Source organism: Halosimplex salinum, assembly GCF_003730195.1.
In the GTDB taxonomy this organism is placed as follows: Archaea; Halobacteriota; Halobacteria; order Halobacteriales; family Haloarculaceae; genus Halosimplex; species Halosimplex salinum.
On the sequence record NZ_QWGG01000005.1, the window covers coordinates 36,258 to 62,908 of the forward strand.

Below are 26,651 nucleotides of genomic sequence, written 5' to 3' on the forward strand. Positions count from 1 at the left end.
CACGGTCCGTGACGGCCCGCCTCGGGATCCGTAAGACGCAAGCGACCGGCCGCTGAACAACCGCGTCGTGTTACGAACTGCCATTATCGGGACCGGCGGCATCGGGACCCACCTCGCGCGCGAGGTTCGCGAGCACCCGGAGGGACAGATCGCGGCGGCGGTCGACGTGAACGAGGACGCGCTCGCCGACCTCGCGGCCGAACACGACCTCGACGAGTCGGTCCTGTACACCGACGAGGCCGAGATGTACGAGACGACAGATCTGGATGCGGTGATCGTCGCGACGCCGCCCGCGTTCCACGACGACCAGATCCACGAGGCGTTCGACCGCGGCCTGCACGTCCTCTGCGAGAAACCGGTCGTGATCGAACAGGCGGCCGCCCAGCGGCTCCGCGACCGGGTCGCCGAGTCCGACCTGGTGTTCATGGCCGGCTACCAGCGTCACCTCAACCCCGGGTTCGTCGCGGCGTACGACCGCTATCACGACGAGGGGCAGGAACCGACGTTCATGACCGGCGAGCTGACCCAGGACTGGACGGGCCACTTCGAGCGCGGGACGAACTGGCGAGTCGACCCCGACATCGGCGGGCGCGGGCACCTCTTCAGTGTCGGGACGCACGTCCTCGAGTCGGTGCTGTGGCTGTCGGGGCTGACCCCGACGGCGGTCAGCGCCGAGATGGACTTCTACGACGACGAGCAGTACATCGACACGAAGTCCTCGCTGACGGTCCGCTTCGAGAACGGCGCGGTCGCGAGCTTCGCCGACTCGGCGGTCGCGCCCGCGACTCGCGAGCACATCCACGTCTGGGACGACGAGGGCGCGATGTACCTGGAAGGCGTCGACTGGGGGCAGCGCCACCTCACCGTCGTCGACGCCGACGGGAGCGAGCGGACGCCGGAGCTGGCCTACGACGAGGCGCCGAGCAAGTTCGCCGCGTTCGCGGAGGCCATCGAGACCGGGGACGAACCGCCCGCGACCGCAGAGGACGTCCTCGTCGTGACTGCGCTGCTCGACGCCGCCTACGAGAGCGCCCGGACCGGTGAACGCGTCACGGTCGACCTGGAGTGAGGAGGCGGACGAGGCGGTCGACCACCGGCCGGGGAGTGGGGCGCCCGACCGGGAAAACGGACCGACCGCAACGTTCCCCCGTCCAACATCTTTATGTGCCGAAGGCTCGCACTTCCTGTGTCGAAGACGAGAGGGATCTATTAGGCTATGAAGCAAATCGTCCAGACGGGCCCAGCGTCCGTCGAAGTCCAGGAGGGAGAGCGGCCGTCACCCGGTCCCGAGGAGGTCCTCGTCCGGGTGCACACGGCAGGTATCTGCGGCAGCGACGCCCACGCCTACGAGTACGAGGGCGGGTACGACTGGATCGCCATGCCGCGGATCATGGGCCACGAGTACTCCGGCACCGTCGAAGCCGTCGGCGGCGACGTCACCAGTTTCGAGCCCGGCGACCGGGTCGTCGAGGAGCCGATCCACCACTGCGGGGAGTGTTTCCAGTGTCGCAACGGCGAGGAGAACATCTGCCAGAACTTCTCGATCACCGGCATGCACCGCGACGGCGCCTACGCCGAATACACCGTCGTCGACCCCGAGCATCTGCACGCCGTTCCCGACGCGGTCCCGCTGGCCGACGCGGCGATCACGGAACCGCTGAGCATCGCCACACGGGCGGTGTTGACCCGCTCGTCGATCAACCCGGGCGACGACGTCCTCGTCGAGGGGCCCGGCCCGATCGGCGTGTTCACCGCCGCTGTGGCCGCCTCACTCGGCGCGAACGTCCTCGTCTCCGGCCTCGGCCAGGACGCCGCCGCTCGTCTCCCGCTCGTCGAATCGCTCGGCATCGATACCATCGACATCTCCGAGACGGACCTCGAAACCCACGCCGTGGCTCGGACCGACGACGTGGGGTTCGACGCGGTGTTCGACGCCAGCGGGCATCACACGGGCGTGGAGACCGGCGTCGAGGTCGTCCGCAAGGGCGGCGAAGTCGTCGTCGTCGGCATCCCGCGCGAGCCCAGCGAACTCCTGATGACACCGGTCGTCCGCGGCGAGATCGACGTCGTCAGTTCCTACGGCTCGGACTGGACGAACTTCGAACAGGCCCTGCGGCTCATGGAAAACGGCGAGATCGACGCCGAGACCGTCGTCGACGACTCGTTCTCGACCGCCGATCCGACGGCCGCCTTCGAATCGTTCCTCGCCTCCGAAGTCGTCAAGCCGGTCTTCCGTTTCGCCGACGACTGAGACTCTCGAAGCGCCGCCATCGCCGCACCGTCCGATCGATTCGCGGTAGTACGGCCGTTACGGCGACGGATTGACCGCAACGCACTACCCCGAGTGCTCCGCTCCGTCGAGCGACGCTTCCCGATTCGACCGACGATCTGATAGCGCTCGGCCGGTCAGATCACCCGCTGTACGGGCCGTACCCCGTCGTGCGCTCCTGAATTCTGTTCGGTAATGCCGGAAGCAGGTGACGGCCCGATCACTGGAATCAGGAGTACCGAACTGCTCGATCGGAACCACTCCGATCTATGGTACTAATTATCATACTCGGTTCGGTAATACCGGAACGATCGCGCTGCAGTGTCGGTGAGTGAGACCGGCGCGAACACGGTGTGGGCGTTCGTTCTCGGTCGGTATCGGGTGTCGAGTCGGGGGATTAGGGCACGCCTGAACCCGATTTATTACACTACTACGTCTGTAATTTCTTGTGAGACTACCGGAACGTCGTCGCGCCGTCGTCGCCAGGGGAGAGAGGGCACACTGCCCGATCGGTGTCCGGTATTGCCGGAAGCACTTTCGACGAGTCGTCGGGTGTCCCACCGGCGGGCGGCGGACGCGAGCGTGGGCCGTCGCTGGTGGGGTGCAGGTCGAACCGACCGGCCGGGACGACCGGTGGAGATTCCCAGCGAGAGGTTCTGCGGGGCGAAGCTATATCCGCCGCGACGCCCAGGATGTCTACACCTGCCATGCCAGAAACTATCGAACAGGGACCGCGAGCGGGCAGTCACTGGCCCGCCGAGGACGAGACGTACGCGGACCCGACGAGCGGCGCTCGCGTGCGCCGGCTGACGAGCTACCCCGGCGTCGGCGACTACCACCTCTACTTCACCGAGGACGGCTGGTACGACGGCGGCCGTCGCCTCCTCTTTCGCTCGGACCGGACCGGCTCGCGCCAGCTGCACTCGATCGACCTCGAATCGGGGCTGATCACGCAGGTCACCGACGTCGAGGGCTTCCGCGGCGGGACCTCGATCGACCACGACGCGGAACTCGTCTACTTCTGGGCGCGCGACCGGCTGGTGAGCCTGGACCTCGGGACGCTGCGCGTCGAGGGCGTCCACTACGAGGTCCCCGACGGCTGGACCGGCGGCTCGTTCGACGTGAACGCCGACGGGAGTCGGCTCTACGTCGCCATCGGCGAGGACGTGGAAGTGCCCGAGCGGGACGACAAGCTCTCGGGGACCTTCGAGGCCGCGCCGGACACGCGTATCCTGTCGGTCCCGACCGACGGCGGGGAGCCGGAACGCCTCAGGGAGGTCGACGTCTGGGCCAGCAGCCACGTCAACGCCTCGCCGACGCGACCGGACCTGTTCACCTACTGCGAGGAGGGGCCGTGGGACGCCGTCGAGAACCGCATCTGGTCGGTGAACGCCGAGACCGGCGAGACCTGGAAAGTCAGGGAAGTCCCCGACGCGGGCGGGGTCGGCCACGAGTACTGGATGCAGGACGGCGAGCGGGTCGGCTACCACGGCTCGCTGAAGGACCCGCAGGGCCGCGAGCGCGTCGACGACCCCGAGCCGTTCATCGGGAGCAGTCGCTACGACGACACGGACCGCCGGGAGACCGCCCTCCCCGACGAGGTGTACGCACTGACGCACACCCACGCCAACTCGCCGGAGTTGCTGGTCTGCGACGGCACGTTCGAGGCGGTCCCGCACAGCTTGCTGTACCGGTGGGACGAGGCTGCCGGCGAGTACGAGGGCCCCCGCGTCCTCGCGACGCACGACTGGGACCACGCGGGACCGCACCCTCACTCGCGGTTCAGCCCCGACGGCTCGCACGTGCTGTTCGACTCCGCTCGCTACGACGGGTCGAGCAACCTCTACCTCGCCGAGGTCCCCGAATTCGAGGACCTGCCCGAGTACGAGAGCGACTGAGCCCGGCCGAGCGTCGCCGAACGACGGCCGCTCTCGACGGTCACTCCGTCGGAGGGGCTGGGAGGTGCTCACCGATGTATTCGAGACAGGCGATCACGTTCAGCGCCCAGATCGACACGATGTTCGTCTTCACGCCCGGGAGCTCTTCTATCGGAGACGGATACGCATGCTCGACCGTCTCCCGCTCCATCGGGAGCTCGACGCGCCGCTCGTCGTCGTACAGGAGGAGGTCCCACGCTCGCTCCGCCAGCTCCTCGTCGTCGTGAAGTTCCGCCGCGAAACCGGCCATGTTCGTCGCGTACATCGGGAGCTTGTCGAGCGAGTCGGCGACGCAGTCGGGGAGCCGCTCGTCCCGTGCCTCCTCGTCGAGATACAGCTCGCCCGTCTCCGCGAGCATTTCCTCCCACTCGGGGTCGTCGATCAGCGCGGCGAGTTCGGGCCAGAGCTGGGGCCCGCCCATGCAGTGGAGGAACGTGTGGCCGTAGTTTCCGTCGCCGATGTGGTGGAGTTCGCCGGTCTCGGGGTCGTAGCCGAACGTCGACCCCGAGAACATCCGCAACGGCATCTCTTTGATGCACTCGATCCCCGTGCGGATCTTCTCCCGAGACTCCTCGGACTCGAACCGCTCCCACTCGGTCATCCAGTTCGCGGAGTACGACAGCCAGTCCGGGGCGATCCTGGCGTGGGTCGGGTGGTCGTCGTCCGCGACGTGGTTCCGCATCGGATCGACGTCCAGCGTCGCGAAGTCGGCGTCGCGGACCTCCCGGAAGATCTCCCCGAGCCGTTCGTCGCCGCCGGTCAGGTAGTAGTAGAAGCGGTGGTGGGCGGTCGTGCTGATCCGCGGTTCCTTGCAGCCGCCGGCCCAGTGCAGGACGTTGTGTCGCGAGCCGAGCCCCGCGAGCGGCCCCTCGTGATACACGTCGACCTCGCTCGTGTGGCGGGTCTGTGCCTCCGCCAGTCGGAACACGTCGGCGCGCCCCGACCGGAGAAACGCGTACCAGAACCACATCGTCGGCATCTGTTCGGTGTTCTGCCAGGCGTACCCGCCGACGTCGTAGTACCAGCTGTGCCGGGTCGGATCGTATGTGTGCATGACGTCGCCGTAGTCCCAGAACCCGTACCACCGCCGTTGCTCGATCTCGTCCCGATAGAACGATATCGCGGCATCGAGTTGATCCTCGATCCACGCCCGGGCCGGCGTGCTCCTGTCCTCGCGGCTCCACCGCCCGAACGCCCCCGTCTCGTAGTAGCGGTCAGGGTCACAGACCAGCAGCGACGGAGCGCGGGCCTCGTCGGCACAGCCGAGCAACGCGTCCCGGTCGGGGACGTCGTCGAAGCAAAACAGCGTGAACTCGCTCGTCTTCGCGATGCCGCGGGGCGTGCTCAGTTCAGCGTCGACCCCGCCGTAGGCCGCGCCGCCCGTATCCCGCCCCGCTTCGTCGTACGGCCGCAGATCCATCGTCTCACCGTCCGGCGACCAGAACCAGGCACGGAGCCGTGCCTCGTCGGCGAGCACGTCGGTCGCTTCGAGCGACGAGGGCTCCGTCTCCCAGAAGTCCTTCACGCCAACTGCGAGGCCGCCGTCGCTGTCGCCGACGAAGCCCAGCCCCGACGACCGCCGGCCGTGCGCCGCGTCGACCCAGCAGTAGTCCTCGCCCGCCGTCTTCCTGATGACGTGATGGTCGGCCGAATCCTGGACCAGCTTGAACCCGTTCCAGGGCGTCACGTCCTCGATCATCTCGGCCCACTCCTCGTCGTCGTCCGGCCGCGGATCGAGCGGCTCGCCGGCGATCTGGCGCTCGGCGCGCTCTCGATCGGGACCGAGGGCTCGCGGCGGCAACACCTGTGCGGGTTCGCGAAAGAGCCCCTCGTCCCCGGAGAACCGGACGTGGCGATTGTACGCCGGCCCGGCCATCGGAACGGCGAAGGACAGTCCCAGCCCCGCTATGAAATCCCGTTCGGGGTCGCCGTCGTAGACGAAGGTGTGGGTCGCCTCGATGGACGCCACGCCGGCGTAGAACGTGAGATAGAGCGTGAACGGGAGCCACTCCTCCCCGCCGTCGGCCGCCTCGTGCTCGCCCTCGACCTTCACGACGGCCCGGATCGGCCCCTCCTGTTCGAGCGTGACGTCGTCGACGCGTCCCTCGAACCGCTCCTGCTCGGAGACGTCGGTGCCTGCCTCCTCGCGGCGGCGTTCCCGAATGCAGACGAGCCGTCCGTCGGTACAGACGACGCGCTGGTCCGTTTCGAGCAGCCCGATGACGGACGGCCCGTCCTTGTTCACCCGGCAGACCAGCCGACCCGTATCGACCTCGACGTGGTCGTCCGCGTCCGCTATCGTCAGTCGCTGGCCCGGAGTCGATTCGGGGCGCGCCGCTGTCTCGTCGGGACCGATCTCGAACGCGTCGGCCGTCTCGTCGGAGATTGTCGCCGCGTGGCCGGTCCACTTGACGCTCCCGTCCGGCCAGTACGCCGTCGGCCACGACTGGACCGGTACGGGCGTTCCCGCCCCGGTCGCCATTCCGAGGGCGTCGTCCCGGTCGAGTTCCCCCTCCGCCCAGGGGACGCCCCACGTCACGCCGGTCGGCACCGTCGGCCGGTCCTCTAGCCAGTGCACAGCGGCTCCGAAGTCCATGCAGGGGCCACTTTTCGCACGGAATTAAGGCTTCGGGCGCGGACCCGGCGGCGCTCAGAACGCTGGTTGGTGGCCCGAGCGGGTCGAGCCGCGACGCCTAGATCGTCAGCAGTTTCTCGAGGACGGCCTCCGAGACCGCTTGGTCGGGGTCGAACGCCGCCGACTCGGCGTACGCGACGAGCGACCGCCCGAACGCTCGCACGGCGGGGTCGTCGTCGGCCGCGAACAGATCGACCGCACAGACCAGCAGATTCCCGTCACCGACGGCCGATTCGAAGACGAGGCCCAGTCGCTGGTTGCGCTCGACGTTGTCGATCACGCGGACCAGCGGCTCGAAGTCGTCGGGCGCGTCGTCCAGCACGACCGCGCGGGCGTTCGAGAGGAGGTGCCACCACTGCCAGTCGCCGTGGCTGTCCGTCGGGAAGCCGTCGAGCAGGGGGTGATCGGGGTCACAGCGCGGGCCCATCGTCCCCGCGGGCGCGTTGCGCTTGAACAGCGCGTACGACCAGAAACAGGGGGCGAACGCCGACTCGACGGAGTGGCGCAGGTCCTCGTGGCGGGGGACGAGGATCACGTCTTCGCCCGCGTCGAGCAACTCGCGGGTCTCCGCGTTGAAGGCCCGGCGGACGGTCACCGCGGCGTCCGCGGACCCGCCGAACGCTCCCGCGTCGGCGTCGACAGCGGGCAGGTCAGCGGGGTACACCCACACGTCGTAGTCGGTGGCAGCACCGGTGGCCTCGACGGTCACCGAGAGCGTGAGACGGACGGGCGCGTCGACGCCGTCGGCGCTCGCGAGGGCGTCGGCGAAGTCGATCTCGATGGGCCCGAGATCCACGAGTTCGCCCTGGGGTACGTCCGTGGCAGGGAGCGCTCCCGTCGCGACCACGGCGCCCGAGTCCTCGGACCCGTCGGCGGCTGTCAGCGTCCATTCGGCGACGGCGCTCTCGTGGCGCTCCGGGCCGAAGTGCGCCAGTTGCACGTCCGCAGAGACCGACTCGCCGGCCGAGACCGTCCGCGCGTCCAGGCGGACCAGCGGGACGCTCTCGGCGCAGAACCGCCGCCAGTCGGCGGGGTCGATCAGTCCCTTGGACTCGCGGAACGGGTCGAGAATCCCGACCAGCGCGGTCCCCTGTCCGGGGAAGTCCTCCAGTTGCAGGAGCTGGAACCCGCCGAACCCGGGCGTCCGCAGGGCGGCCTCGACCTCCTCGCGGTAACACTGCACCGAGAGGCGTCCTGAGGCGTCGGCAAAGTCGCCCGCGCGGTCCAGCAGGCCGTGGGCTTCGAGGTGGTCGCGCTTGAGTTCGAGGTTCCGGGGCGCGAGGACGCCGTCGTAGCGGTCCAGCCCGGCGAAGTCGGGGTAGGTCTGGTACTGCCCGATCTCGTGGGCGACGACGGGGACCGGGATGTCCTCGACGGCCTCGCAGTAGTCGGTCGTCGTCGCGGGCGGCGCCTCGTCGATGGCGGCCCCGCGGACCATCTCCCGGCCCGAGTCGGCGTCGGTCGGGATCGGCGGGACCGACGCGGTCGTCCAGTAGTCGTCCGCGTCGGTGAGCGTCGAGTCGCTGAGCCCGTTGTACGAGCCGCAGGCGTACAGCCGCCGCGGGTCCCGCTCCCGGAGGGTTTCGACCAGATCGCTCATCGCTTCGAAGTCGCCCGAGAGCTCGTTGCCCAGCGCGAACATGACGAACGACGGGTGGTCGCCGTACTCGTCGAGGATCCGCTCGGCCTCGGCGCGGTAGAAGGCGGCCGCGTCCGGGTCCTCGAAGGCGCCGCCGTTGTTCCACAGCGGGAGCTCCGGCTGGAGGTAGATCCCCAGTTCGTCGGCGGCGCGGAAGGCGGCCTCCGGGGGGCACCAGCTGTGGAACCGGTAGTGGTTGAGGCCGTACTCCTGTGCAGTCTCGAAGACCTCGCGCCACGCCGCCTCGTCGGTCGGCGGGTAGCCCATCTCCGGGAAGATACAGCAGTCGACGTTCCCCCGGAGGAAGGTGGTCTTGCCGTTGACCGCGAACTGCGTCCCGTCGCGCTCGAACGACCGGACGCCGAAGATCGTGTCGGTGGCGTGGGCGTAGTCGATGCCGTCGGCAGTCGCGTCCAGCGTCGCGGTCAGTTCGTAGCGGTCGGGGTCGAACTCGTCCCACCGGAGCGGGTCGCCGAGGTCGTAGTCGATAGCGAGGGTCGTCGACTCGCCGTCGACGCGAACGGACGCCGTCTGGGGATCGACGGCGTGGGTTCCGTCGGCGCTCTCGGCGGCCAGTTCGACTGACCCCTCGGCGGCCGCCCCCGTCCGGTTCCCGACGGTCACTTCGACGCGCGCGGTCCCGGCCGCGGGGTCCGTGGAGACCCGACAGTCGTCGATCCAGACGGGGGCGGTGGCGACCAGTTCCAGGCCGCCGACGACGCCGTTCCAGTTGGTCTGGGTGTGTTCTGTCGCGGCGTGGGAGCGCTGGACGCCCGGGAACGCGACCGGTTCCGAGCCGGTGTCGATCCGGAGCGTCAGGGCGTGTTCGCCGGGGTCGAGGGCGTCGGTGAGGTCGTACTCGTGGGGCGTCGAGAGGCTGTCGTCCCGACCGGCAGGGTCACCGTCGACCCACACCCGGGTCGGACGGGTGCGTTCGAGTCGGAGGACGACGCGTCTGTCGGCCCACGCGTCCGGGATCTCGACGGTCGTGCGGTACCAGGCCGCGCCCTCGTACCGATACCGGCGGGTCAGGTGCCCCGGCGTCCGTTCGGTCGTGCGCTCGCCCGCCCCGGCCTCGTCGGTCGTCCCGGGGAGCGCGATGCTGTCGTCGAAGTCGGTCGACGGCGGTCGCTCGGCGTCCACTCCGTCGTCGGGGTCGAGTGTGAACTCCCAGCGACCGGCCAGATCGATCCGGTCGGTAACGGAATCGGCCATCGCCACCAGAGACGACCGAGGTCGTTATAACGCTGGCGTCGCCGGAAGCGGAACCGCGCCCGGTCGAGACCCGGATCTCAGCCGTCGAGCGGCCGGGACTCGGTGACGACCACCGTCTGCCCCGACCGCTCGTAGGACGGGTCGACGAACTGGAGGGGGTCGTCGCGCTCGCCGTCGCGGAGCCAGTTCGACTCCACCCACGACCGGGTCGCGTCGGCGTCCGCCTCCCCGTCGGGGAACGCGGCGACGAACCGGCGGTCGACCACCGGGTCCTCGGGCGCCTCGGTCGCGGTGGGAGCCGCCGTCTCGGTCGCGGCCGGCGATCTGTCGTCGGCCGTCGCGTCGCCGTCGGTGCCGGACGCCGTCTCGACCGGCGTCGTGGTGCCGACCGCGCCTCGGCCCGCCCAGCGGACCGTCAGCGCGAACCCGCCCGCGCGGGCGCCGTCGGGCGCCCAGGAGCTCCCGGCGAAGGCCCCGCCGTCCGTGCGGAAGCGCGCGAAGACGAAGTCCGCCTCGGGGAGGCGTTCGACGAGCGCCCGGTCGGCGGCCGAGTAGCAGTGTCCGGGATGGGCGTCACCGCGCGCGGTGTCGAGGAGGCGCTCGATGCGCGCCGTCGCGTCGACGGCGACCGGATCGGCGGCCTTCGGTGCGGCGACGACGTGGTCGTCGTCGAAAGCGAGGGCGTTGACCTTGCTCCCGGAGACGCCGCGGCGCTGAAAGCCGCGGTAGTCCGAGGCCTCCGTGAGTTCCGCGCTGCGGAAGCCGGTGCCCTGGAGGCGGGTGAGCCACCGCCAGCGCTCCTCGGAGTAGTCGAAGACGACGTACAGCGCCGGGCGCTCGCTGGGCGGTCGGAGCGCCGTCACCCGGTCGAGTTCGGGAAAGGGCATCGCGGCGGCCTCCGCGAGTTCGCGGCTGTACCAGAGGTACGGCCGCAGTCCGCGGTAGAGGTCCGAATGCGGCATCAGGAACCGGGGGCGGGCGCTGGCGAACGCGAGCGTCGGAGCGTCGTAGTCGCCGGGTCGGAGCCGCAGGAGCCAGTCGTCGTACAGCGCCTCGGCGTCGGTGTCCCCGGAGGCGCACGTGGAGTCGCGTGGCGTCGGCGTCCCGCCCCCGAGGACACGTCGCTGGCACCCCGCGAGCGACGCCGCCCCGACGGCGGCCCCGAGCGCTCGCAGACAGGCCCGCCGCGTGCGGTCGTCAGTCCGACCGGACTCGTCCATGGGTGGCGGTCGGTGCGGTCCGGGCAAAAAGGTGCCGTTCACCCGCGCCGGCTGGCGGATCGACCGCCGAGAGCGCCGCGTGGGCGAGTCGCCGGCAGCGCGGCGGGAGCGGGGTGGAGCGGAGCGTCCCGAAACGGATATATGCAGCCTCACTAACACCTATCGTATCATGGCACCGTTCGACAGGCGGTCGGTCCTCGCAGCGCTGGGTAGCACGGTCGGGACAGGTGTGCTGGCCGGGTGTTCGGATTCGTCGGGTGACGGCACCGACGAGGGCGGTACGAACCGCGTGGGCGACACGGCGACGGTCGACGGACTCGACGTGACCCTCCTCGTCGGCGAGCTCCGCCAGAGCGTCACGGTGACCCCTCCGCCGGAACGGTACGGGAACGACGAGACGCCGGAGGGGACGCCGACAACCCGAACGATCGAGAGCTCCGACGGCCGCCAGTTCGTCGTGGTCGTCCTCCGGCTCTCGAACGACACGGACGAGCCGCTCGGCGTGCCGATGCCCGGCGGGACGGTCATCTCGGAGGGCGAGATATACCTCCACAAGCGCGGGACGGAGGGAGACCCCACCGACGAGAACCTCACGCAGGTCCCCGTGGAGGGCAACGAGCCGGTGACGGTCGACGGCAGGCTCGTCCGCGAGGAGACGATCTACGACCGTCTCACGTTCGCTCTGGGGGACTACCGGGCCGAGCTCCCGCCGGGCGAGTCGGCCACGGGCTGGATCCTCTACGACGTCGGCGCGGACGTGACCCTCGACCGGTTGAAACTCGTCGCCGACCTCAATCCCAGGACGCTGAACAGGCGCGTCGAGTGGGAACTGGCGGCGCCCTCGGAGTGAGCGGCGCCTCGACCGCGCCTGTTCGGTCGTCAGTCGGACGCGGACTCGCCCGCCGCCCTCCCTTCCCACGCCCGGTGGCCCGCGGACACGTGGAACGTCTGCGTGCCGCTCGACCGGCCGGAATGGGCGGCCTCGTCCGGTCGCGACGCCGCGGGACGGACCGATCGCGGCGACCGCCGCGCCACAGGGTTTTAGAGAGACCGGCGGATAGGGAGGGGTATGAACAGGCAGTTCTGGAAGGGAGTCCTCATCGTCGCCGTGGTACTGCAGGGGATCCTCGTCGCGTCGATGCTCTCGGTCGATTCTGACTCGCCGACGTTCGTCGTGTCGGTGCTCGCGACCGTCCACCTCGTCGCCGGGATGGTGATCGTCGGGTCGATGCTCTACTTCGAGTGGGACCCGTTCGAGCCGCTCAGGTAGAAACGCGGTGACGGCGGCCTCAGCTCGCGCCCGGTCCGGCCATGTCCCGGACGATCGAGACGCCGCGGGACACGTAGAGGACGAGGTAGCCGAACAGGCCGAGTGTGCCGGCGCCGATGCCGTAGATTGCGAACCACCCGGCTGCGATCGCCGGGACGCCCGGCACGTCGACGGCGCTCAGGACGCCGGCGACGGCGAACAGCAACGCCGAGACGAGCAACAGCAGCCCGAGTATCGGGTGGTCGAAGTAGTCCGACAGCAGTGACGCGGAGTACCGTAGCATGTGTGAGTGATTATCGTGGTTTCAGTTAGTCGTTGCGGTGCCTACAGCGGGATCTCGCGGTCGCCGCCGTGGATCGACTCGCTGTCCCAGTACTCGTGGGTGGGCTCCTCGCGGAAACAGGCCGCCCGGTGTTCGCGCTCCTCGCCGCCGATGAGGTCGGGGTCGACCTCGGTGCAGACCTCGTGGGCCTTCGGACACGTCGTGTGGAACCGGCAGCCGCTGGGGATGTTCCGCGGGTCCGGCGCCTCGTCGGACATCATCGGCGACTCGTCGGTGATGGTCTCGCGGGCCTCGTCGGGGTCGAGCGGGAGCGACGCCCACTTGAGGATCTGCGTGTAGGGGTGGCTCGGGTCGTTGATGATATCGTCGGCCGACCCGACCTCGACGATCCGGCCGAGGTACATCACCGCGATGCGGCCGTCCGCCTTGTCGGCGATGTACCGGGCGTTGGTGAGGTTGTGCGAGACGAACAGGTAGGAGGTCCCGAACATCTCCTGCAGGTCGAGCAGGAGGTCCATGATGTCGATGCGCAGGCTCACGTCCAGCGCCGAGACCACCTCGTCGGCGAGGATGAGGTCCGGCTCGAGCAGCATCGCGCGGATGATCGCCACGCGCTGTTTCTCGCCGCCGCTGAGCTCGTGGGGGTACCGCTCCATGTAGTCCTCCGGCGGGGCGATGCCCGTGGTCTGGAGCATGGTCGAGATGCGCTCCTGCCGGTCGTTGAGGTCCATAGTCGGGTACCACAGCTTCAGCGGTTCGGCCAGTTGCGACCGGATCGTCCGGTAGGGGTTCAGCGCCGCGTCGGAGTCCTGGTGGACGATCTGGAGCGCCCGACGGATGTCCTCGGCGTACACCTCGCCCGCGTGCTCGCCGCGTTCGACGGCCTCGATGTCGTAGCCGCGGTACTTGACCGAGCCGGCGGTGGGCTCCTGGAGCCCGATGGCGGTCCGGCCCAGCGTCGTCTTGCCCGACCCGGACTCGCCGATCAGGACGACGACGTCCTCCTCGCCGATCTCCAGCGAGACGTCGTCGACCGCGTGGACGGGTTCCTCGCCCATCCCGAGACGGTCGGTCACGCTGTCGGGGAGCGCCGATTCGAGCAGCGACTCGTCCTGGTACTCCACGGAGACGTTCTCCATCGACAGCACCGGTTCGTCGTTGTCGATCACGTCCTCGTCCGTATCGATCGTGCTCATTCTGAATCGTCCTCCGAGAGGCTGACGGGCAGTTCCTTCCGGGCGCGGTCCGGGTAGAAACACGCCACGTCGTGGTCGTCTTCCAGTTCGATCAGCTCGGGGTCCTCGATGGTACAGCGGTCGTCCGCGATGGGACAGCGCGGACTGTAGGAACACCCCGAGGGGATGTTGATCGGGTCCGGGCTCGACCCCTCGATGGTGGCGATGTCGTCGACCGCCATCGCCAGGTTCGGCGTCGACCGCAACAGCGCCCGCGTGTACGGGTGTGCACCCTCGTGCATCACGTCCCGGGTCTCGCCGAGTTCGACGAACTCGAAGGCGTACATCACCCCGAGGCGGTCGACGAAGCCCGAGACCACCGGGAGGTCGTGGCTGATGACGATCAGCGTGATGTCGTACTCCTCCTTGATGGTGTAGAGCAGGCGCAGGATCGACCGCTGCATCAGCAGGTCGAGCGCCGCCGTCGGCTCGTCGAGGATCAGCACGTCGGGTTCGAGGAGCAGTCCCAGCGCGACCAGCGCCCGCTGTCGCTGTCCGCCCGAGAGCTCGTGCTGGTACTCGTCGAGGATCGCGTCGGGGTCGAGGTTGAGGTCCCGCATGATAGAGCGGGCCCGCTCCATCCCCTCGTCCTTGTCGGCGTTGTGCGCCGAGAGCGTCTCCTCGAAGTGGGTCCGGATCGGCTTGGTGGGGTTGAAGGAACTCATCGCGCCCTGGGAGACCAGCGCGATCTCCTCCCAGCGGAGCCGCTTGGTGTCTCCGCCCTCCAGTTCCGTGATGTCGATCGGATCGCCCTCGTCGGGGTAGTAGGTGATACTCCCCTGGAGACGTCCCGGTTCCTCGACGGCGTCCATCAGCGTCGAGGCGAACATCGACTTGCCCGACCCGGACTCGCCGACGATGCCGAGGGTCTCCCCGCGGTAGATGTCGAGGTTGATCTCGTTCAGGACACGCGCCTGGCCGCGACCCATTTCGTACGTGACGGTGGCGTCGCGGACCTCCAGGACGGTGTCGCGGTTCTCCTGCGGTCGGCCGGTCGCGAATTCTGATTCAGACATGTGTGATCACTGCTGGAATCCCAGCTGGGAGACGCCGCCTTCTTCGATGTCGGTCTCGTCGATGTCCTCCTCCACGTCGGCCTTGCGCGCCTCGTGGCGCGCCCTGACGCGCGGGTTGAAGACCTGGTCGAACGCCTGCGCGAGCAGCGTCAGCCCGAAGGTCAACATCGCGATGGTCAGGGCAGGCACGAGCAGCCAGTGAGCGTTCTCGAACGACGCGAGGATGTTCGAGTTCTCGTAGGCGCTGTTGAGGACGACGCCCCAGTTGGCGCTGGTGTAGGGCAGCAGCCCCAGGAAGTACAGGCCGACCGACGCGAAGATGACCGAACGTGCGGTCGACATGAACCGCAGCGTCACCAGCGGAAGCAGGTCCGGCAGGACCTGCTTCATCAGCACCGTCGAGGTCGACTGTCCCATCGTCCGGGAGGCCTCGACGTACTCGACGTTGCGGAGCGGGAGGACCTGCGCGCGGATCCCGCGAGCCAGGCCCGCCCACGCCTGGACGGTCAGGATGACCCCGATCAGGTAGGGGTTGCGCGGCTCGATGATCGCCGCGAGGATCAGGAGTAGCGGCAGTGCCGGGATCGACGCCACCACGTCGGTGACCGTCATGAGGATCTTGTCGGTGTTGCCGCCGGTGTACCCGGAGACGAGGCCGACGACGACGCCCAGCGTGTTCCCGAAGATGGCGCCCGCGAGCATCATCTTCAGCATCTTGGGCGTCGCGTGAGCCATCAGCGGCAGGAGGCCGCGCCCGACGCCGTCACTGCCCAGCAGGTACCGGAGGTCAGGTTGTTCGAGCGGGCTCAGGAGTCGGTTGATCGGGTCGACCGACGGCTCGGGGATGACCACGACGCCGACGGTTCCCACGAGGACGTAGAACGTCACCAGGAGCAGGCCGAACCGGCCGCGGTAGTCGCTCCAGAGGACCCGCAGCGGCGCGACGACCCAGCGACCGAACACGACCTCGTAGATGTCCATCGCGGTCGCGTCGTAGTCGGACTGCGATCTAAACGGCGATTCGTCGTCTTTCTCGGCCGGAGATTCTCCAGTTCCCATACGTGATCACCCCATGCTCGACTGCTCTGCCCGCGGATCGATCAGCGAATACGTGAAGTCGGCTATCAGGGTCCCCGCGACGAAGATGACCGTCGTGAAGATCAGCGACGTCGTCATCAGCGGGAAGTCGCGCTGGACCGTCGCGTCGTACATCAGCTTGCCCATCCCGCGGTAGACGAAGATCTCCTCGAGGATGATCGACCCGCCGATCAGGCCGGCCAGCCCCAGGACGATCCCGGTGTACATCGGGAGGATCGCGTTGCGCGCGAGATAGCGCGTCGAGATCGTGTACGTCGACAGCCCCCGGAGCTCGGCGTTTCGGATGTGTTCCTCGCCGAGCAGGCGGATCGAGTTGGCGCGCAGACTGAGCGCGTTCCCGCCGAACCCGATCGTGATTCCCGAGAGTATCGGTAACGCCGCGTGGTTGAACACCCCCGCGATGAACGGGTAGTTGAACCCGGGCGTCGTGTTGGTGTTGAACCGCCCGCCGGTCGGGAACCACTCGAGGTTGTAGGAGAACAGGAACAGCAGGAGGATGGCGACGATGTAGTAGGGGACCGAGCTGGCGGCCAGCATCGAGACCGTCAGCCCGACGTCCATCTTCGACCCCTCGTAGTAGGCCATCAGCGACCCGAGGACGATCCCCGCGACGAGTCCGTACACCAGCCCCGCCGAGGAGATGAAGATCGTCCACGGCGCCGCCTCCAGGATGAGCTGGACGTTCGACGCGCCGGGGTCGACGATCACCGACGTGCCGAAGTCGCCCTGGACCGCGCCCTGCATGTAGGAGATGTACTTCTCCCAGATCGGGCCCGGCGTGTAGTTCATCTGGGTCTGCATGACGTCGTTTATCTGTTCGAGCGTCGGGTTCGGCGGCAGTCCGTAGGCACCCGGATTCTGCTGGATCTCCGCGCGGAGATACGCCGACGGACTCCCGGGCATCATACGGATGAACACGAACCCCAACGTGATGATACTGTACAGTGTGATTACTGCCTGCAGTAATCGATTCCGCAGGTATCCCATTGCTATCGCATGGCACAAGCTACCGGGATAAAAAGCTTTGGTAACGACCCTCAGGCGCCGGATGCGCGGCGTCTCAGCTGTCGGGGGGAGGCGAGTCGCGGTCGAGGAGCGGATCGGGCGCGGCGGGCCCGTCTCGTCGGCTGTGACACGGCGGGGGCCTTCCGGGCGGGCGGAGAGTAGCGGGGCTGTTCGGCCGGACGGCTCAGATCGATTCGCCTTCCTCGACGATGCGCTGGCGCTTCCGGTAGATCATGTAGCCGCAACTGACGGCGATGACCGCGCCGAGGGCGCCGTACGCGAGGAGTTCGCCCATCGACAGGACCGCCGTGAGCACGAGCACGACCCCGAGAGCCGCCCCGACGTAGTAGGGCGTGTTGCTCCGGACCTCTTTGCCGCAGTTCGGACAACTGTCGGCGTCGATCGGGAACGTTTCGCGGCACCGTCGACACTCGATCTTGTTACCGTCAGCGCTCATACGTGCTTGATTCGCTGGCCCGGACTTAAACTTGTACACTCATCCGGGGACGACGGGGGAGCGCCGCGGTCGGGCCCCTCGTGCTGGGTGCGGCCGGATCCCTCGTACTGAGCGCGGTCGCTCCCTCGTAGCGGGCGCGGACGGCGACGACGAAACGGCGGAGGAGAGCGTTACTGGACGGTCGGGACCGGGACCTCGTCGAGGACGTCCTGGACGACCTCGTCCTTCTCGACGTCGTTGACCTCGGCCTCGGGCGTGAGCACGAGGCGGTGCGAGAGGACGGGCTTCGCGATCTTCTTCACGTCGTCGGGGGTCGCGTAGTCGCGGCCCTCGATGACCGCGCGGGCGCGGGTACACTCGAACAGGCGCTGGGTCCCGCGCGGGGAGACGCCCGTGCGGACGCGGTGGTCCTCGCGGGTCATCCGGCAGATCTCCTTGAGGTAGACGAGCAGGTCCTCGTCGGTCTGGACCGTCTCGACGACGTCCTGCAGGGCCTGGACCTCCTCGGGGCTGTCCATGACCCGCCCGGACTCGGGAGTCGATTCGGTTCGGCCGGCGCGCCGGCGCAGGATCTCGAGTTCGCCCTCGTCGTCGGGGTAGCCCAGCGACGTCTTGACGAAGAAGCGGTCGACCTGCGCTTCGGGCAACGGGAACGTCCCCTCCTGTTCGACGGGGTTCTGGGTCGCGATCACGAAGAACGGTTCGGGCAGCTGGCGGGTCTCGCCCTCGATGGTGACCTGCTTCTCCTGCATCGCCTCGAGCAGCGCCGCCTGCGTCTTCGGCGGCGCGCGGTTGATCTCGTCGGCCAGGATGACGTTACCGAAGATCGGACCCGGCTGGAACTCGAACTGGTTGTCCCGCTCGTTGTAGATGTTCGTCCCGGAGACGTCGTTCGGCAGGAGGTCCGGGGTGAACTGGATGCGCGAGAAGTCCAGCCCGAAGGCGCTCGAGAAACTCATCGCCGTCAGCGTCTTCCCCGTCCCGGGGACGTCCTCGAGCAGGACGTGCCCCTCCGCGAGGATGGCCAGCAGGACCTCCTCGAGGAAGTCCCGGTCCGCGATGACCGCGGACTGGATCTCCTCGATGATCTGGTCGCAACGCTCGCTGGCCTCCTGAACGGTGAACTCTCCGGTAGACGTACTCATACCATGGCAATCCTCTCGGTCGGACTTATGTTTGTCGGTTCTTAGAACCCCCGGGCGACCACGACGGCGCCGCTGTCGGTCGGATATCGAACGCGGTCGAGAAAGCCGTCGGTCGAGAGACTGCACCGAGCGCCGGCGCTCAGGTCCGGATCGCCCAGATCATGAACACGAGCGCCAGCGAGAGCATCCCGATCGCGGCCATCGGGCGCCCGCCGCTCCCGACGAGGTAGACGCCGTAGCCGACGCCGGTCGCGACCATCGCGACGATCGTCGCGGCGGCGGCGTGGATGATCTCGTTGCGCCTGGTTCGGGAACTGGACCCGATCTGCTCGCCGAGGCTGATCGCGTTCTGGCCGAAGTTCCAGGCCAGGATCGTCGCGGCCGCGCTGACGAGCAGTATCTCCGGGCCGGTGCCGAACAGGCCGGCGATCAGCACCGAGAGGAAGAGACCGGCCGCGCCCATCGTCACGCGGAGGCGGCTCGACCCCATGAACAGGCCCGACGCGAGCACGGCGATGCCGCCGAAGCCCAGCGGGATCGCGTACAGCGCGAAGGGGGCGCTCGTCACGGCGGCGACCACCGCGGCGGCGACCGCCGCGATGGAGCTGAGTCTGGTCGGCGAGTGGTCGACCGTGACGGTCGCGAACTCCTCCTGTTCGACGCTCATACGGCCCACCTCTGTCGTGCTTCGTCGAGTGCAAGTCCGAGCATGCTATCGTAGTCCCAGTCGACGACGCGGATGTCCCGCTCGCGGAGCGTCGCGACCCGCATTGTCCGTTCGATACGGGCCAGCCGCTGGCCCACGGTCCGGTCGGCCGTCGGGTCGGGGCTGATCACCGTCACCCGGTGGCCGGAGGAGTCGAGGCGTCGGGCGACCTCGACCGTGTAGTCGTCGGTCAGCGGCGAGAACAGCACGAGCTGTGACTCCGGCGAGAGCTGGCTCCTGACGTGGGTCATCGGGTCCACGTAGTGGCCCTCGGTCTCCGACTCCTCGGGCGGCGTCGAGGACATCGCCGGGTGGCCGGCGAACATCCGGCGCGCGCGTTCGAGGTGCGCGTCGCCGGCGCTGGGCGCGAGCCAGCACGGCACCGTGTCGAACGCGGCCAGTCCGACCATGTTGCCCTGGTCGGAGAGGGCGCCGAACGCCTCGACGGCCGCCTCGACGCTGCGGTCGACGGCGTGGTGCTCGCCCGGTTCCGGCGCGACGTACGAGGCGTCGCGCGCGTCGAACAGGAACACGAGCGAGGCCGCCCGCTCCAGGCGGAAGTCGATGGTCGCCAGTTCGCCCGTGCGGGCCTGACGCTTCCAGTCGATGCGGTTCATCGGGTCGCTCTCGCGGTACTCCCGGACCGCGAAGAACTCCAGCCCGGACCCGCCCGTGGAGGTGTTCTCCTGGCCGGAGTACAGCGAGGTCTGCTGGCGGACCGGCATCTCGGCGGTCGTCCGCAGCGACGGGACGCACTGGATCTCTCCCTCGACGTCGACGACTGCCTCGCGCTCGACGGCGCCGGAGAAGTCCCGGCCGATCGCCAGCAGCGGCCACTCGTGGGTGCCGCGCTCGGCGACGACCTGGTAGGTGAACGTGGCGGTGTCACCCGACCCGAGCGCGGTCGCCAGGCGGGGCGTCCCGCTGACCACGCGCATGTTCCCGGGCACGCGGTCGATCAACCGCAGGTCAGGGACGAACGAGCCACCGGTGTTCTCGACGGTGACGGTCACCTCGACGACCTCGCCCGGCGTCACGTCCGACTCGTCGAACGTCCGCTCGACGTCGAGCACCGCCAGTTCCGGGGGCACCGCCGCCCGGGCGTACGCCGAGAAGGCGACGCCGAGGACGGCCACGAGGACGACGGCGGGCGTCGCGGTGATGACGCCCCAGCCGACGGCCACGAGCGCGAAGGCGGTGACGCCCCGCCACTGGCCGGTCTCGACCAGTTCGTTGTAGACGACGGAGTCGGTGATCCGCTCGGCGTTCTCGTCGACGTACTGCTCGCGGTACCCCGCCTGGGCGCGGGGCCCATCGTCGCCGTCGCCGCCGCGGAGCCCCGAGAGCAGGCCGCCGCTGTCGCCGTCGTCGGTCGCCGCCTCGGGTTCGGTCGCCGTCTCGATGCCGGCGTAGTCGGCGATCGCGTCGACGGTGACGTCGACCCACTGCTCGTAGGGCGTCTCGTCGTCCCCGAGCCACCTGTCGAGCCGGGACTGGCTCGGCGGCGACCCGCCGGCGAAGAACGACGCGGCCTGGTAGTTCTCCGTCCACTCGCCCTCCTCGAGCTGGTGGACCGCCTCCGCGCGCGTGCAGTTCTCGCGCTGGCGGATGGCCGCCACCGCGGCCTCGGCCAGGCGACTCTGGATCTGGTCGCGGTACTCGGAGGTCCCCTGCCGGAGGTGGGTCAGCCGGTAGAGCGTCAGGTCCAGATCCGACCCCGGCGCGGGGTACGACCGCGGGAGTTCCACGTCCGGGATCGCCGTCTGGTCGACGCCGCCCCTGTAGGCCGTCCGGATCGCCCACAGGCCCAGCAGGAAGGCCACGAGGCCGGCGAAGGCCACGACCGCGAACGTCGAGGGGAGAAAGCCCACGAACGGGTCGACGACCACGTACGTGGCCGCGCCGACGACGAACACGATCGCCCCGACGGCGGCCAGTCCCAGTCGGACGACGTCGTCTACGTCCATCGGTCCCACCTCGGGCTCGTCGCGTCGGTCCTCGCGCCGTGCGTCGTCGTGTCTGTGTTACTCATCGTTCTGACCCTCCGTCTGTTCGTCGCCAGTTCGTTCGTCGCCGCTGTACGCCGACTCGATGTTCCGGAGGATGTCCAGCGCCTGGTCCTCGCGGTCCGCGGCGTCGCGGCCGCCGTAGCGGACCTCGTTGAACAGCCGCGTGAGTTCCGAGACGTCGTCCTCCGCCATGCCCAGCGAGACGGCCGTCTCCGCGAACTCGCCGGGGGTGTACATCTCCGGGTCGTCGACGTCGAGCAGGTCGGTCATCTCGACCCACGCGCGGTACACCGCGTTGTCGACGTCGGCGTTGTGCTCCTCGATGCGGTCGGCCGCCCGGCCCGCCGCCTCGGCGAACTGGTCGAGGTCGGGGCCGTCGTCGATCGTCTCGTCCTCGACGACGACGATGTCCTCCTCGCCCATCGAGCGGTAGAGCGCCCCGACCGCGCCGACGAGGACGAGCCCGACCAGGAGCCCGATGGCCCACGACGGGACGTTCGTCAGCGGCGAGATGGGCGCGGTGTCGCCGCCGGGGATGGGGTTACCTCCGCCTCCGCCCGCCCCCGAGGTGGGTCCCTGGGTCGCGCAGTTGGTCCCGAGGAAGTACACCAGCGCCACCGGCGGGAGGAGCGCCCAGCTGGTCAACAGCGCCGCGGAGAAGTTAAACCGATAGTAGACCAGCCCGATCACGCCCAGGAAGCCGGCCACGACGAGTAGCGTCCCGAGGATGGAGTCGAGGAACTCGATACACGCCGAGATCTCGAGGACGTTGCGCTCGGCCGTGTCGCTCGGGTTGCCCGGTTCGAACTGCCCCGGTCCGTCGGGGTTCTCCTGTCCGGGCTGTTGGCCCTCGTCGGGCTGTTCGATGATCCCGCCGTCACCGTCCCCGCCGATGGACTGGGCGGTGTCGACCGTCGCCGCGATCATCCCGATCCCCACGATACAGAGGATCGCGACGATCAGCGGCGTCGCGACGTCTCGACTGACACTCTGGCTCATGCGGCGCCGCCAACCCCGTAACCGAGAGTATCGAGTCGAACGCCGGTGCCGTCCGATCCGATGATTGTGCTGTCGGTAACGCGTCTCATACTACACTGAAAGAGCGGTCTCCTGTTTAAGTTTTTTCCGATAGCCGGGAACTGCCCATCGAGAGGCAGTGAAACGCCGTCATCCGACGAGCGGCCCTCCGGGAGCGCTTCGCGCCCTGACTGGCCCCGACACGCCGGCCGCGGCGCCGCTCGACGGTGCCGCCGACTGCCGTCGTCACCGACGATTTATACGCGCCGGCGCGCTCTGGTTCGGCAATGAGACGCCAGCGCGTGACGGCGGGGACGGAGCGATGACGGACGGCGACCTCGCGGGGACGGAGCGCTTCCGGCGGGTCCCCAGTGAGGGAGTCGGGCGCTATCGCCTCGTCGACCCGCCCCGGAGCGTCGGCGTCCGGCGAGTGGCTCCCGTCAGCGCGGCCCGGTCGGTCTGGCTGTACGCCGGTGCCGAGACGCCGACGCTGGGCGTCCTCGACACGGACTCGGGCGCCTACCGGTCCGCGGCGACGACGACGCCAGGGGGGCCGACGCCGTGGGTCGACGCGGAGTCGAGGACGGCCTACGTCCTCGACGGACACGCCGTCGCCGCACACGACGCGGAGCGGCCGGCGGAACCGCGGCCGGTCGGCCGGTTCGACCCCGGGACAGTCCCGGGCGCCCCCGTCGCCGGCCTGACTCGCTCGGTCGACGGCGAGCAGTTCGGAGCGGTGTTCGCGGCCGACGGCGAGTCGCGACTGACGACCCTGTCGGTCGACGATGGGGCGACGGCCGTCTGGCACACCCGCGACCGGCGCTACGACACGCTCCGGTTCAGTCCTTCGGACCCGTCGCTGACGCTCCTGGCGCGAGACGCGACCGACGGCGTCGGCGGGGAGGCGTGGCTGGCTCGCGAGGGACTGGGGGCCCGCCCGCTCTCGCAGCTGCTCCCCGATCACCACAGCGACCTCCGGTGGGGCGAGGGCGGGACGGGCCTCTGGTACGTCGAGCCGGGACGGGGGGTGGGGTCGCTTCACCTCGAAGCCGGCCACCGCGAGCGCGTCTGGGCGACGGCCGCGCGGGAGGCGGACGCGACTCGCGACGGCGACCTGCTGGCGGGGACGGTCCCCGACGGCGAGGCCGTCCGGGTCGCGGTCTACGATCGGCGCGACGACCGCGAGCGAGTCGTCTCGGACCCGCTCCCGGCCGACGGCGCGTGGTCACCCCGGCCGCAGTTCGTCTGCGGTGACCGCTGGCTCCTGTACACGGCGACGGTCGACGGCGCTCCCCGGGTGACGCTGGTGCCGGTCGACGCGCTCCGGTGAGCGGATCACCGAGTGACGTGAGAGATCACCGAATGACGTGAGAGATAACTGGGTGACGCGAGAGATCACCGTTCCCACGGGTTTCTGAGGAAGTACACGAGAGGACGCGGGAGCCGACGACGCGGCGCAGCCCGTGGCGCCGAGCGGGTAACGGGCCGACGCAGGAGGCGCCGGCCGGCGACGAGAATCGACTGTCGGACGTACGGCGGGGGACCGGGGTCGTCAGTTACCCGACGTGGCCTGGATCTTGCCCTGCTGGACCAGCTGGAAGATGGGCAGGTTCATCTGCCACTCCGACTCGTCTTCCGGCGCGGTCCAGTTGGCGGTGTCCTGGAAGGCCATCTCGAAGCTCTGCACGAACGGCGCGATCGGCAGCCGGTAGTTGAAGACCCAGCACAGCTTCCGCTGGTACTCGGCGCGGACCTCCTCGTCGAGGTTCTGCCCGAGCTGGGTGTCGTAGAACCAGACGGGGTACTCCTGCATCTCGCCGTCGGGTTCGCCCACGGGCGGCGCCTCGAGGGTGAACTCCTTCTGCTGTTCGGGCGTCGCGCCCTCGAGGTTCATCGTCCAGTCGTACTCGACGTTGTCGACGTTGTCGTAGCTGTCGGCGAACTCCTCGACGAACTCGTCGCTCCAGAGGCTCCCGAAGCGGTGGCGCCGGTCGCTCTGCTGGATCATGCGGAACCACGCGCCCTGGTGGCTCGCGAACGGCCACTCGTACATCGCGAGCTCGAACTCGCCCTCGCCTTTCCGCTGGTCGGCGACCGTCGAGTCGACCTTCTGGAGGCTGACCTCGACGCCGAACTCGTTGAGCATCGCGATGACCGTCGACTCGACCTGGACGGACGAGGAGCCGGTCAGCAGCGTCAGCTCGAAGGGGTCGCCGTCGGGAGTGACCCAGGTACCGTTCTCCTTGGTGAAGCCGGCCTCCTCCATGAGGGCGGTTCCCTGGTCCATGCTCTGGTCGTAGCGTGTGAACGAGTCGACCAGCCCCGCGTCCTCGACGTAGCCCCGCTGGACCGGGTCGAGCAGCCCCGCCGGGTACGGGACCTTCTCGTTGGCGTAGCGGTTGCGGATCTCGGCGATCTGCGATTTGTTGATCGCGAAGTTGAACGCCTGCCGGACGAGCGGGTCGCCGAGGTACTCGTTGGCCTGGGCGTTCATCGAGAGCCCGTACTGGCCGCCGCCGGTGTGGTTCACCCGCCGGAACTCGTCGGGCAGGTTGTCGACGGTGCTCGGGTTGGGCTTCAGCACGCGACCGTTGACGCCGTCGAGGATGCTGTTCTGCAGCGCCTGCGTCTGGGACTGCGTGTTCGGGATGATGTTGACCTGCACCGTGTCCCAGTTGATCTGGTCCGCGAGGAAGTACTCGGGGTTCTTCTTGAGGATGACCTGGTCCTCGCGGACGTCCTGGAGCACGAACGGCCCGGAACACGGGATGTTCTGCGGGTCCTGGATCTCGCCCTCGCCGCGCTCGCGGAGACTGTCGAGTTCGGTCTGGATGAGTTCGCTCCGGTAGCTCGGGTTCGACGTGTCGGGCGTCCCCTCGGGGGTGCCCCACTCGAGTTCCTGGGCCTCGTCGTGGATCGGCTTTATGTCCTGGCCCATCGTGGCGAGGGACTCGCCGAGCGACTGGTTGTTGGGGTGCGAGAGGTTGAACGCGCTGATCTGTGCGTCCTCGCTGAAGATGTCGAACCAGCCGGGCTCGCTGCGTGCCGTCACCGTGCCGGCGTCGTCGTCGAACTCGATGCTGGTGATCGCCTCGAACGCGCTGAGCGGTTCGCCGTCGGGGTTCTGCTCGCGGACCTCGTCGGGCGAGAGCCCGTTCCAGCGCGCAAGCCGGAAGGAGTACGCCCAGTCGGACGGTTTGACGGGCGTCCCGTTGATGTCGTTGGGGTCGTCAGGGTTCGCGACCGCCCACGCCGAGTCGTCGCGCATCTGGAACTTGATCTCCGTCTCGTCGACGATCTCCCACTCCGTGACGATGTGCGGGACCCGCTCGGCGGTCTCCTGGTGCATCATCGTCTTCTTCGCGTACATGAACGGGTACACGAAGCGCGGCATCTGGGTCCGGTGGTAGTACTTGTTGAACCGCAGACGGTCGCTCTCGAGTTCGGTCTCGAAAGTGACGTACTTGCGGTCCGGGAACTGTTCCAGATCGCCGCCGTCGCCACCGTCTCCGCCGTCGCCACCGTCTCCGCCACCACCGTCTCCGCCATCGCTGCCATCGCTGCCGTCGCTACCGTCGCTACCGTCGCTGCCGTCACCGCCGTCGGCAGTGTTTCCGCCGTCGCCGTCGTTACCGCCACACCCGGCGAGACCGGCCGTGCCGGCCGCACCTAACGCGGCCAACAGTTTCCGTCTGTACTGGTCAACATCCGTACCCGACCTTCGATTCTCGTTACCGCGTGTCATAAGACGGTCGCACAAACGGAATACCGGTATTTAACCTTTTTGGGAATCAATCAAAGATCAGGCAGGATCCGGCCGAGATCGCGTCACTCCGGGGCGTTCTCGGCGCGTTCGACCGCCGAGCGGAGGGCGTCGAGGCGGGGGTCCATCGTCACGTCGGCGAAAAACGTCAGTTCGTCTCCGTCGCGGTCGGCGTCCACGACGAGATAGGTCCGCTCGTCCTCGTCGTCGACGTACGTCATCGCGACGTGCTCGAAGGGGACCTCGAACAGCGAGTCCGAGAGGCGTCCGCCGACGACGAACAGGAACCGCGAGTCGGTGACGACCACGGCGAGTTCGCGGGTCGGCGTCTGACGGGCCAGCGAGTCGCCGTTGTCGACCATGAGCGTCCCTCCGCGGAAGACGTACTCCGGCTGTTCGTCGTCCTCGACGTACGTGATCAGCGGGTGCCGGGTGCGCTCGCCCGCGGCGGTCAGCGCGTCCGCGGTGACCTCCGGGTCGGCGGCGCCGTCGGCCAACCGCGCCGCGCGCTCCTCGTCTACTTCCGGGCCGGCGTCGCCACCGCCTCCGGCGGCCAGTCGGTCGAACAGGTCGCGCAGTCCCATCGCTCGCACCTTTCCGGGCGACGGTATTCAGACTGTCGGCCGTCCGTCCGGCGGAGACGCGCCGCTCGCCGGCGCTGATCTCGGCGACGATGCGGTCGGACTCGCCCCTCGTGCGCGCGTGACTGAATCAGGTAACAGCGTCGACGGA

Annotated in this window: 21 protein-coding genes; 6 read left to right on the plus strand and 15 right to left on the minus strand. The window is 68.8% G+C overall.

Annotated features, from left to right (window positions below):
* Positions 1–67 precede the first annotated feature (67 nt).
* From D1409_RS14255 to D1409_RS14265, 3 genes are all read left to right on the plus strand, one after another.
* The gene (locus D1409_RS14255; RefSeq protein WP_123537666.1) at positions 68–1,069 is read left to right on the plus strand and encodes a Gfo/Idh/MocA family protein; all 1,002 of its coding nucleotides are present in this window, start codon (positions 68–70) and stop codon (positions 1,067–1,069) included.
* A 147-nt stretch (positions 1,070–1,216) separates the two neighbouring features.
* A complete protein-coding gene (locus D1409_RS14260) occupies positions 1,217–2,251 on the plus strand; it encodes a zinc-dependent alcohol dehydrogenase (RefSeq protein ID WP_123537667.1) in 1,035 nt (344 codons plus the stop codon).
* Between the two features lie 725 nt (positions 2,252–2,976).
* Positions 2,977–4,167 (plus strand): oligogalacturonate lyase family protein, encoded by a 1,191-nt coding sequence (locus tag D1409_RS14265; RefSeq protein WP_123537668.1) that lies wholly within the window; start codon positions 2,977–2,979, stop codon positions 4,165–4,167.
* Between the two features lie 40 nt (positions 4,168–4,207).
* Here the strand turns inward: D1409_RS14265 and D1409_RS14270 are convergent, their stop codons facing one another.
* From D1409_RS14270 to D1409_RS14280, 3 genes are all read right to left on the minus strand, one after another.
* Positions 4,208–6,802, minus strand: a complete 2,595-nt coding sequence (locus tag D1409_RS14270; protein WP_206425067.1) for an exo-rhamnogalacturonan lyase family protein — start codon at positions 6,800–6,802, stop codon at positions 4,208–4,210.
* Between the two features lie 97 nt (positions 6,803–6,899).
* Positions 6,900–9,695 (minus strand): glycoside hydrolase family 2 protein, encoded by a 2,796-nt coding sequence (locus D1409_RS14275; RefSeq protein WP_123537669.1) that lies wholly within the window; start codon positions 9,693–9,695, stop codon positions 6,900–6,902.
* Between the two features lie 77 nt (positions 9,696–9,772).
* Positions 9,773–10,915 (minus strand): hypothetical protein, encoded by a 1,143-nt coding sequence (locus D1409_RS14280; RefSeq protein ID WP_123537670.1) that lies wholly within the window; start codon positions 10,913–10,915, stop codon positions 9,773–9,775.
* Positions 10,916–11,084: 169 nt separating this feature from the next.
* Between D1409_RS14280 and D1409_RS14285 the strand changes: the two genes are divergently transcribed.
* Both D1409_RS14285 and D1409_RS14290 read left to right on the plus strand, forming a co-directional pair.
* Positions 11,085–11,765, plus strand: coding sequence for a hypothetical protein (locus D1409_RS14285; RefSeq protein ID WP_123537671.1), 681 nt, complete (start codon positions 11,085–11,087; stop codon positions 11,763–11,765).
* 219 nt (positions 11,766–11,984) lie between these two features.
* Complete coding sequence (locus tag D1409_RS14290; RefSeq protein WP_123537672.1) at positions 11,985–12,185, plus strand: hypothetical protein; 201 nt, start codon at positions 11,985–11,987, stop codon at positions 12,183–12,185.
* A 19-nt stretch (positions 12,186–12,204) separates the two neighbouring features.
* Here D1409_RS14290 and D1409_RS14295 read toward each other — a convergent pair whose 3' ends face one another.
* The 10 genes from D1409_RS14295 to D1409_RS14335 all read right to left on the minus strand — a co-directional run bounded on the left by D1409_RS14295 (position 12,205) and on the right by D1409_RS14335 (position 22,138).
* A complete protein-coding gene (locus D1409_RS14295; protein ID WP_123537673.1) occupies positions 12,205–12,468 on the minus strand; it encodes a hypothetical protein in 264 nt (87 codons plus the stop codon).
* Positions 12,469–12,509: 41 nt separating this feature from the next.
* Positions 12,510–13,664 carry an ABC transporter ATP-binding protein gene (locus tag D1409_RS25240; RefSeq protein WP_206425068.1) on the minus strand — a complete coding sequence of 385 codons (1,155 nt, stop codon included), beginning with the start codon at positions 13,662–13,664 and terminating at the stop codon, positions 12,510–12,512.
* Positions 13,661–14,719 carry an ABC transporter ATP-binding protein gene (locus D1409_RS25245; RefSeq protein WP_206425069.1) on the minus strand — a complete coding sequence of 353 codons (1,059 nt, stop codon included), beginning with the start codon at positions 14,717–14,719 and terminating at the stop codon, positions 13,661–13,663. Before D1409_RS25245 ends, D1409_RS25240 begins: the two co-directional genes overlap by 4 nt.
* A 6-nt stretch (positions 14,720–14,725) precedes the next feature.
* Positions 14,726–15,778: an ABC transporter permease gene (locus D1409_RS14305; protein WP_123537674.1), complete on the minus strand. Its 1,053-nt coding sequence runs from the start codon at positions 15,776–15,778 to the stop codon at positions 14,726–14,728.
* Positions 15,779–15,784: 6 nt separating this feature from the next.
* The gene (locus D1409_RS14310; protein WP_123537675.1) at positions 15,785–16,804 is read right to left on the minus strand and encodes an ABC transporter permease; all 1,020 of its coding nucleotides are present in this window, start codon (positions 16,802–16,804) and stop codon (positions 15,785–15,787) included.
* A 202-nt stretch (positions 16,805–17,006) separates the two neighbouring features.
* Positions 17,007–17,279 (minus strand): hypothetical protein, encoded by a 273-nt coding sequence (locus tag D1409_RS14315; protein WP_123537676.1) that lies wholly within the window; start codon positions 17,277–17,279, stop codon positions 17,007–17,009.
* Between the two features lie 170 nt (positions 17,280–17,449).
* Positions 17,450–18,424, minus strand: coding sequence for an AAA family ATPase (locus D1409_RS14320; RefSeq protein ID WP_123537677.1), 975 nt, complete (start codon positions 18,422–18,424; stop codon positions 17,450–17,452).
* 139 nt (positions 18,425–18,563) lie between these two features.
* Positions 18,564–19,091 carry a DUF7519 family protein gene (locus tag D1409_RS14325; protein WP_123537678.1) on the minus strand — a complete coding sequence of 176 codons (528 nt, stop codon included), beginning with the start codon at positions 19,089–19,091 and terminating at the stop codon, positions 18,564–18,566.
* A complete protein-coding gene (locus tag D1409_RS14330) occupies positions 19,088–21,097 on the minus strand; it encodes a DUF58 domain-containing protein (protein ID WP_123537679.1) in 2,010 nt (669 codons plus the stop codon). Before D1409_RS14330 ends, D1409_RS14325 begins: the two co-directional genes overlap by 4 nt.
* Before the next feature lie 57 nt (positions 21,098–21,154).
* A complete protein-coding gene (locus D1409_RS14335) occupies positions 21,155–22,138 on the minus strand; it encodes a DUF4129 domain-containing protein (RefSeq protein ID WP_123537680.1) in 984 nt (327 codons plus the stop codon).
* A 340-nt stretch (positions 22,139–22,478) separates the two neighbouring features.
* Here D1409_RS14335 and D1409_RS14340 point away from each other — a divergent pair, with 340 nt between their 5' ends.
* The gene (locus D1409_RS14340) at positions 22,479–23,486 is read left to right on the plus strand and encodes a hypothetical protein (RefSeq protein WP_123537681.1); all 1,008 of its coding nucleotides are present in this window, start codon (positions 22,479–22,481) and stop codon (positions 23,484–23,486) included.
* A gap of 222 nt (positions 23,487–23,708) precedes the next feature.
* On the opposite strand, the gene D1409_RS14345 is transcribed toward D1409_RS14340, so the two are convergent.
* Both D1409_RS14345 and D1409_RS24610 read right to left on the minus strand, forming a co-directional pair.
* Positions 23,709–25,838, minus strand: coding sequence for an ABC transporter substrate-binding protein (locus tag D1409_RS14345; RefSeq protein WP_206425070.1), 2,130 nt, complete (start codon positions 25,836–25,838; stop codon positions 23,709–23,711).
* A gap of 146 nt (positions 25,839–25,984) precedes the next feature.
* Positions 25,985–26,503, minus strand: coding sequence for a hypothetical protein (locus D1409_RS24610; RefSeq protein WP_164471704.1), 519 nt, complete (start codon positions 26,501–26,503; stop codon positions 25,985–25,987).
* Between the last annotated feature and the right edge of the window lie 148 nt (positions 26,504–26,651).

Bases quoted from the DNA above. Each gene is read 5' to 3' on its own strand.
- D1409_RS14260 (WP_123537667.1), top strand. From the start codon at position 1,217: ATGAAGCAAATCGTCCAGACGGGCCCAGCGTCCGTCGAAGTCCAGGAG.
- D1409_RS14265 (WP_123537668.1), top strand. From the start codon at position 2,977: ATGCCAGAAACTATCGAACAGGGACCGCGAGCGGGCAGTCACTGGCCC.
- D1409_RS14270 (WP_206425067.1), bottom strand. From the start codon at position 6,802: ATGGACTTCGGAGCCGCTGTGCACTGGCTAGAGGACCGGCCGACGGTG.
- D1409_RS14275 (WP_123537669.1), bottom strand. From the start codon at position 9,695: ATGGCCGATTCCGTTACCGACCGGATCGATCTGGCCGGTCGCTGGGAG.
- D1409_RS14280 (WP_123537670.1), bottom strand. From the start codon at position 10,915: ATGGACGAGTCCGGTCGGACTGACGACCGCACGCGGCGGGCCTGTCTG.
- D1409_RS14285 (WP_123537671.1), top strand. From the start codon at position 11,085: ATGGCACCGTTCGACAGGCGGTCGGTCCTCGCAGCGCTGGGTAGCACG.
- D1409_RS14290 (WP_123537672.1), top strand. From the start codon at position 11,985: ATGAACAGGCAGTTCTGGAAGGGAGTCCTCATCGTCGCCGTGGTACTG.
- D1409_RS14295 (WP_123537673.1), bottom strand. From the start codon at position 12,468: ATGCTACGGTACTCCGCGTCACTGCTGTCGGACTACTTCGACCACCCG.
- D1409_RS25240 (WP_206425068.1), bottom strand. From the start codon at position 13,664: ATGAGCACGATCGATACGGACGAGGACGTGATCGACAACGACGAACCG.
- D1409_RS25245 (WP_206425069.1), bottom strand. From the start codon at position 14,719: ATGTCTGAATCAGAATTCGCGACCGGCCGACCGCAGGAGAACCGCGAC.
- D1409_RS14305 (WP_123537674.1), bottom strand. From the start codon at position 15,778: ATGGGAACTGGAGAATCTCCGGCCGAGAAAGACGACGAATCGCCGTTT.
- D1409_RS14310 (WP_123537675.1), bottom strand. From the start codon at position 16,804: ATGGGATACCTGCGGAATCGATTACTGCAGGCAGTAATCACACTGTAC.
- D1409_RS14315 (WP_123537676.1), bottom strand. From the start codon at position 17,279: ATGAGCGCTGACGGTAACAAGATCGAGTGTCGACGGTGCCGCGAAACG.
- D1409_RS14320 (WP_123537677.1), bottom strand. From the start codon at position 18,424: ATGAGTACGTCTACCGGAGAGTTCACCGTTCAGGAGGCCAGCGAGCGT.
- D1409_RS14325 (WP_123537678.1), bottom strand. From the start codon at position 19,091: ATGAGCGTCGAACAGGAGGAGTTCGCGACCGTCACGGTCGACCACTCG.
- D1409_RS14330 (WP_123537679.1), bottom strand. From the start codon at position 21,097: ATGGACGTAGACGACGTCGTCCGACTGGGACTGGCCGCCGTCGGGGCG.
- D1409_RS14335 (WP_123537680.1), bottom strand. From the start codon at position 22,138: ATGAGCCAGAGTGTCAGTCGAGACGTCGCGACGCCGCTGATCGTCGCG.
- D1409_RS14340 (WP_123537681.1), top strand. From the start codon at position 22,479: ATGACGGACGGCGACCTCGCGGGGACGGAGCGCTTCCGGCGGGTCCCC.
- D1409_RS24610 (WP_164471704.1), bottom strand. From the start codon at position 26,503: ATGGGACTGCGCGACCTGTTCGACCGACTGGCCGCCGGAGGCGGTGGC.